The organism is Bacteroidota bacterium (assembly GCA_016718825.1).
In the GTDB taxonomy this organism is placed as follows: Bacteria; Bacteroidota; Bacteroidia; order J057; family JADKCL01; genus JADKCL01.
In genome coordinates, this window is the sequence record JADKCL010000003.1 from 352,679 (window position 1) to 360,010 (window position 7,332).

General features: G+C 49.2%; 4 protein-coding genes. 2 read left to right on the forward strand and 2 right to left on the reverse strand.

Features of this window, described 5'->3' with window-relative positions; translation table 11 throughout:
- Positions 1 to 3: 3 nt before the first annotated feature.
- Positions 4 to 4,818 carry a translocation/assembly module TamB domain-containing protein gene (locus IPN95_05135; protein ID MBK9448793.1) on the reverse strand — a complete coding sequence of 1,605 codons (4,815 nt, stop codon included), beginning with the start codon at positions 4,816 to 4,818 and terminating at the stop codon, positions 4 to 6.
- A 112-nt stretch (positions 4,819 to 4,930) separates the two neighbouring features.
- Positions 4,931 to 5,632, reverse strand: coding sequence for a hypothetical protein (locus tag IPN95_05140; GenBank protein MBK9448794.1), 702 nt, complete (start codon positions 5,630 to 5,632; stop codon positions 4,931 to 4,933).
- A 223-nt stretch (positions 5,633 to 5,855) separates the two neighbouring features.
- Here IPN95_05140 and tsaD point away from each other — a divergent pair, with 223 nt between their 5' ends.
- Positions 5,856 to 6,860, forward strand: coding sequence for a tRNA (adenosine(37)-N6)-threonylcarbamoyltransferase complex transferase subunit TsaD (gene tsaD, locus IPN95_05145; GenBank protein MBK9448795.1), 1,005 nt, complete (start codon positions 5,856 to 5,858; stop codon positions 6,858 to 6,860).
- A gap of 124 nt (positions 6,861 to 6,984) precedes the next feature.
- On the forward strand, positions 6,985 to 7,332 hold a 348-nt coding region (locus IPN95_05150; protein MBK9448796.1), incomplete at its 3' end, for an AAA family ATPase.

Genomic DNA, 7,332 nt, shown 5'->3' on the forward strand with positions numbered 1-7,332 from the left:
TGCTCATCCGCCCTTAATTTCAACACCTTCTTCCTTGCGCATCGCCTTCCTGGTTTCAAAAAACTCCTTGAGACGGTCAAAGTCCTTCTTATAAAACAAGCCCGTGCCACGGGTGATGTTGTTGGCATTGGTGATGCTTGCATCTTCGCGGTTGAAGATCTCCATCACCAACTGCCCGGCATTGGGATCCAAATTGCCTGTGGTATCGACCTTGGGCAATACCTTGATCAATACGGTCAAGTCCCCGATACTCAGGTTTCCGGAGTTGTTTCCGATCAAGGTACCGTTGCGTTCCACAGTCACACGGTCATTGAACAGGCTGGCGGTGAGCGCCAACTGCACATCCTGAAAATCGTTGGACAATACCTCAACCCCGAGTTTGGGATCACTGAAAGTTTGTGATAGCCAGTGATTGACCTGATTGGAGACCAGTTCAGAAAGGCTACCCGTAACATTTGCGCCTGAATTGGAAGCTGTTGCAGAGGTGGATGTGCTTGCAAATCGCCTGAACAAGAGCAAGCTTACCACCTGCTTGTTCAATTCCTGCTGATCGTATTGAATACCTTGGAAGAAAGTCGCCAAGCCAAAAACATCCTGCTCAGACATTTCCAATCGCAATTCGAGTGCAATCTCGGGCGTCATCAGCGAACCCTTCATGTGCATCACAATTTCAACGGGAACACGATTTCCGCTGCCACTGTTGCCGAGGATCGCACTCATGTCTGCATTGACTTTGTAAACGGCCTCGAGGTCGACCAATGCATCAAACGGATCACCATTCCAGACGATTCTGCCCCCTTTGTTGACCGAAAATTTCTTGTTCAGGACATTCTCCATGGTAAAATGGTAATCACCCCGATCGACGATATAGGCTCCAAACATGTTGAATTCGCCATCCTCATCGACCTTCACGATGATATTTCCGTCTCCGCGTGCCTCGATGACGTCGCCGACAAATTCATCAAAAATCAGTCTTACGCGGGCATTGCTGCGGGCATTGACATTCAAAGTCATGCTCAAACCGCCAAAATCTGCTTTTTTCTCTTTGTGCAGGGTATCGCCTTTCTGAATGAAATTCACGAAGTCAAGCCTGTTGGCACTCGTATAACTCGAAATCGGAATGTCCAGCCAAGAATTGTTGCCGGTATTGACCCAGGCATCGATATGGGGAGCTGAGGCTTTTCCCGTGACTTTGGCAGAGTCGCCGTCAATGACGATGTGCCCGTAAAAGACATCGTTGTCTTCTTTGCGCGTATCCATAAAGAGCAGATTGTCGACATTGTCCAGGCGAATGTCAAGCTTTGCCCCGTTGGGATCGTTGTAAAGCACACTTCCATTCAATTCGGCAGATCCGCCCAAAGTGTCATGGAGCATGATCCTCGAAATGTTTACCCGTTGATTGTCAAACTTCAACTGATTGTCACCGATTCTGAAAACATTGTTGAGATAGTCAACTTTGAAGGATGAATTGGTGAATCTTGCAATGCCGTCAAGCTCAGGTTTTTTCAAAGTTCCCCTGACCTTGAAGTTGTCAACGGCGATTTTTCCTTCCATCTCGCTCAAAATACCTTCGACAAACGGTCCAATCCAGGAAAGTTGGAAGGTCGAGGAATCTGCATCAAAGTGAATGGAGTCATTTTTCATGTTGTACCAACCATGAACAATGGCCGAATCCTGCCGCCATTTCCCCAACTCCACGCGCAAGGAAGCATAGTCATTCCCACGTAGATCAGGCCAACCACCTTTGAAGCGGATTCCGATGCTGTCGACCAGCTGATAGCGAAAATTGACCACCTCCCCACTTCCAAAAATTGCAGGTTGGCCTTTGAGCAAATTGCGCGCACCGATGGTGGCCCACTTGACCCTTCCGTCAATATCCTGCTGATTTTCAAGAACTTCCAGTACGTTTCGAATGCTGAGATTTCGAATGTCGATGTTCATCATGTCCAATCGATCCGTCGAGATCACGCCGCCAAAGGAAATCTCCTGCCCTTCTGACATCAGTTTCAGACCGCGTAAATGGTAGCGGGAAATCACAGAATCCGTGTTCAGCTTGGCGAGACTTGGCGGCTTCTCGTAAAGGTGCACGATGGAGTTGCCTTGGGCGAAGGTCCAGGGTTTCCCGCGAATGGTCAGTTTGGATTCGTCGGCATGAATCTGCGTTTTGATTTCCCCACCTGGAAAGAAATTGGTGCTTCCACTGATGACATAGGCGCTACCTGTCTCCGGCTGTGAGGCACGCATGAAGTAGTCGACTTGATTGGCATCGGCGGAAGGTTCAATGGTCAAATTGGAGAAATGCAGGTTTTCGCTCAATGAAAGCGTCTTCACTTGCACGAAACCGTTGCCCAAGAAGTGATTTTCGCCGCCGTCTTTCATGATGGAGATGTACACGGAATCCTGATCCAGGCTGTAGGCCGCGTAACCAATCGAATCAGAATGCATCTTGATCTCCAAATCATCGATGCTGCCATGTTCAAAGCGTGCCGCAACCATGGTGCCGGGTTCCAGATACAATGGAACCTGGAAAAACGCCAGGGCATGGTTGATTTCTGCCTTTGTGCGAATCGTATCCGTGAACTGAAAATCAACGGAATCTTGCACTTTGGCTTCATAGTAGGCCAAAGTCAAGGAGTCATTGTTTTTGAGAAACAACCTGGCTTCGGTTGCCAAGTTGCCGATGATTTTAGCCGCTTGGTCATAGCGGAACCTTCCCAAAAGGTCCATATCGGCCATGGAACTGCGCAATTTGATCGAATGGTGTTTGTTTTCGTCCAACTTGGAAGTGATGACCGCATTTTTGAGTTCGAGGGAGTCCTCGCTGTCTTTTCTCGTAAGTGCGGCCTGCAGAAATCGAAGTTTACCTGTATAGTCTTCGATGTTTTTGCCGTCAAGATTCAAATTGATGATGGCGCTGAAAAAAACGGAATCCGAAGGCAGGATGCCGTATTGGGCCAAATCCAGGTGTTTGATGTCACCCACCACGAAAAAATGCTGTGAAGAATCGGGTAAGTCAAGGTCCACGACGACGGATGCAGCACCATGGGCATCGACGACATCCACACCGCCCGTGATTTTGTAGCCGCGCAACTTCAGATCGCTGGTAAATATCTTCTCGATCCGATACCCCTCCAGGTCGGAGTCTTGAATCGTGCCGTCGATGTTGGCATTCATCGTTCCCCAAGAGGTTCCCGAGCCATCGATGCGCCCTTCAAAGTTGAAATCGTTGGAAGCGACAGGTAAATCTGCTCCCAAAGCATCAAAATTCAAGTGCTGCGTGCTGATCCAGCCATCATAGGTAATTTGTCTGACTTTGGGTGGAAGCTGCAAATGGAGGTTGGAGTTGACATTGCCAAATGCGGAAGTCATTTCGGCATTGACCACAAAGTCATTGATTCCGCCCAGAAATTTGCCGTCAATCCCGCAGGTTCCAAATTTGGACAACCAAGGCGGCAGATTCATCTCAGGCATCAAGTGTTTCAGCTCATCAAACCGGAATTTGCTGTTTTTGAACTTAATATCCATGAAAATCAAGTCGCCCTTGGTATAGTCGGTGATGCGGGCATCGACCAGCAGATGCGTTTGCTCCATGTACCGTACCTCCAGTTTCTGGGTTTTGAGCTGTGTCAAAGTTCCTACCACATTGCCGCGCAAAGCGACAACGCCGCGAAGCGGAATTTCTGAATCCGGCAAAAATCGTTGCAACTCCTCAAACGACAGTATGCCCTGCTCAATGCCGAGGCCAAACTTCAAATCGTCGGAATGGGTGAAATCCGTCAGGGCCAACGTGGTACGCAATCGTGTTTTTTCCAGAAGCCCGACAAACAACGAATCCGAAAAAATACCATTCATGTCGCCCCAAACCAATCCTTGCACCTGCATCGGCTCCGCCATCGGTAATGGCTTGGGCAAAAGCTTGTTGAGGGTTCTGAAATCAAACGTGGAAGGGCGGAACTGCACCGTAAAAACCGGATGAAATGCATCAGGAAGGCTGTCAGGCCGGATGTCATCCAATCCCGCATCCAAGTCAAGATGGGTGCGCCCTACCTTCAGGCGTGCACCATCGATGCAGATATTCAATTTGGAGGGTGCTTCCGGCCGCAGTTGGATGAGATAGCCAGTGGAGAATTCGCTCACCGATTGTTGGGAGCGCACCTCGGAGACGCTAAACCGCTCGATATGCCCAAACATTTTCAGCCCAGGCTCCAACTGATAGCTCAATTCAGAATGAATATCCTTGAAATGCAGGTTGGAGAAATTCATCGGTGTGGAAATGGCCAGGATCGAATCGCTTTTTGTGCTGTCGATCATGGAAAATTCGCCGCCTTTCAAATTGACAGAGGGAAATTCAAGCCGGAGTTTCAATGGCTTGGAAGGCGTGGTGTCTTCGCTAGCCGAATTGAGGCAGTTGTAATTCCAGATCGAATCACGTCGGCTGCGATAGAGATGCGCCGTGGGCTGCAGCAATTGCACGTCACTCACCTTGATCGACTGTACATCTTTGGGGTGCAAAATGAAATCGAGGAGTGAAAAGCTGCCGAATCCGACTTTCAAGCGTTTGACAGCAAACATGTCTTGATGCTGTGCATCCCTCATTTTCAGGTCGGTAAGGACCGCGTAGGCCGGCAAGTCGATGTCGACCGTGCCAATCTCGATCTGCACCCCCAAAGCATCGGAAATGGCATTTTCAAGAATTGGAACGAGCTGGTTTTGTGCCCATTCCGACCGCAAAGCCCACAGTGCGAGCAATACGAGCAAGCTTAAGCTCACGACGATGGCCCGCAATGTGCGGAATGTGGTGCGAAGTATTCTTTTCAAATCATACAAAGATACGATTTGAGCGCGGAGATTGAATATTAACGCATGGAGGATTCAACAATTAAACCTCCTGATAGAAAAAGCGTGGTTGATGAAAACGCTTTTCTAGTGGCTATTCGCGATCACCTGGGATCAGGATGCTCAACCCCGCGCCAATTGCGATGTTGCCGTTGAAGGTCGATGAAAATCGTTGCGTTAGAAAACTGGGACTGTATCCAAGACTCAAATCAAGGGCGACATTGTGCGTCAGAAACCGATTCCATCCCAAGGCAGCTGTGCCGTCAACTATAGAATAGCCAGATCCCGTAGAATGATAATCTGAAAGCAATGACCCATCCATGGCATAGATTTTTGACGTCTGCCGGCTCAATAACCTTATACCAAATCCAACACCCAAGTGTCCATAAAATGCCGATTTCCCGTTTTCAGAACGCCCAAAATATTGCCTCACAAAGGGTGAAAGGCCAACATAGGCAGCGGTCGATCGGGCATCGTATAGCAAATTACCGTCTTCATGACGACGAACGGATCGAAAGGAACCGAAATCCAAATAAATACCCGAGCCGAGCACAAAATTGTCTGTCAAAAAATAGCCCGCTTTTGGGAAAATACTCACACTTCCACTTAATGATGAGACCTTTACGGTGTCATCCTCTAAGGAATGTAATTGATGCCGAAAAGAAATATCTCCAAGTCCCGCATAGACGAGCCAATTTCCCTTGGCGAGTTGTCCGCTGACAGTTTGGGTTGCAAAAACTGTCAAAAGTGCAACAAAACTGATTTTTAGGTGATTCTTGATTCTGATAGAGTTCATAATCGAATGCTATTAAAATGTTTAGACATGATTTTGATTCGAAGTAATCTACAGCAATAAACATGCCAAGGACTGTAACCATTTCAGTAATGCTGCGTAAGCGTGCCCGGCATAGGACCTTGTAGGGAGCGTCCCAGCAAATGAATGCTGAATTGGCTTCTTTGCGCTCAGAAATTCAAGGGCGTTGACGGGAAACTATCTCAGAAGTTCCTTAATTTCGCCCATGCCTTTGATCCTCGCCATCGAATCGAGTTGTGACGAAACTTCTGCCGCCGTGATCCGCGACGGGAAAGTTTTGTCGAATGTCATTTCTTCGCAGTTGCAGCATAGCGTCTATGGCGGTGTGATTCCTGAATTGGCCTCGCGGCTGCATCAGCAGCGTGTGGTTGCGGTCACGATCGCCGCGCTTGCGGATGCGGGCGTAGACAAGCGGGCCTTGGACGCGGTCGCGTTTACGCGCGGACCCGGACTCGCGGGTGCTTTGCTTGTCGGAACATGCTTTGCAAAGGCATTTGCCTTGGCTTTGGAAATTCCGCTGATCGAGGTCAACCACATGAATGCCCATGTTTTGGCCAATTTCTTGAGTGATTCGCCGCCGACGTTTCCCTTCTTGTGCCTCACGGTAAGCGGCGGACATACGCAAATTGTGCTGGTGCGCGACTATTTGGACATGGAAGTGATCGGCCAAAGCATCGACGATGCCGCCGGCGAAGCCTTTGACAAAGCGGCCAAGGTCATGGAACTCGGTTATCCCGGCGGTCCAACGATCGACAAATTGGCCCGCGAAGGGAATGCGAAACGGTTTACATTCCCCAAACCCCACCTCGAAGGCCTGGATTACAGCTTCAGCGGACTCAAAACCAGCCTTTTGTACCTGCTGCGCGACGAAATCAAAACGAATCCCAACTTCATCCAGGAAAACAAACACGACATCTGCGCGAGCTACCAACGCCGGATTGTGAGTTATCTGTTGGGCAATTTCAAGGAGGCGGCCAAACTTCACGGCATCACTCACCTCGCCATCGCCGGGGGCGTCAGCGCCAACAGTCACCTTCGCCAGGAATTGAAGGAACTCTGCCAACGCAAAGGCTGGACAGCCCACATTCCCAAATTTGAATACTGCACCGACAACGCCGGCATGATCGCCATCGCCGCGCACTACAAATACCTCGCAGGTGATTTCACGGATCAGTTTGTCGTGCCGTTTACAAGGGAAAAGAGCTTGTGAGTTGCGTTGAGGCGGTGGCCTCCGGCCACACGCCGACCGAACATTTGCCTCCGGCGGAGGTTCAGATGATGATGTGATCCAGTCGCGTATTCCAAAAATCCAACCAAAGCCGTAAATTAGCCCCATGTACCTGAAATCGATTCATATCAAGAACATCCGTGGCATCGAAGACTTCAAAATGGAGTTTCCCGAAGGCAAAGAGGCGGGATGGCATGTGCTGCTCGGCGCAAATGGTTCGGGGAAAACGACGGTTTTGCGGTCGATTGCTTTAGCTTTGATTGGGCCGACAGAGATTTTGAGATTCAACCCAAATTGGGAAACTTGGGCCAGAATCAGAACAAACTCTCCTGGTAGAATTGATTTCGAGTCTGTTTTCAATTTCGAATCGGAAAATTGGCAATTTCAGGATAGCCAGCCTCCCCAGTATAAAGGTTCCCTATTATTGACTCAAAAGAAAAATGGATATTGGGGA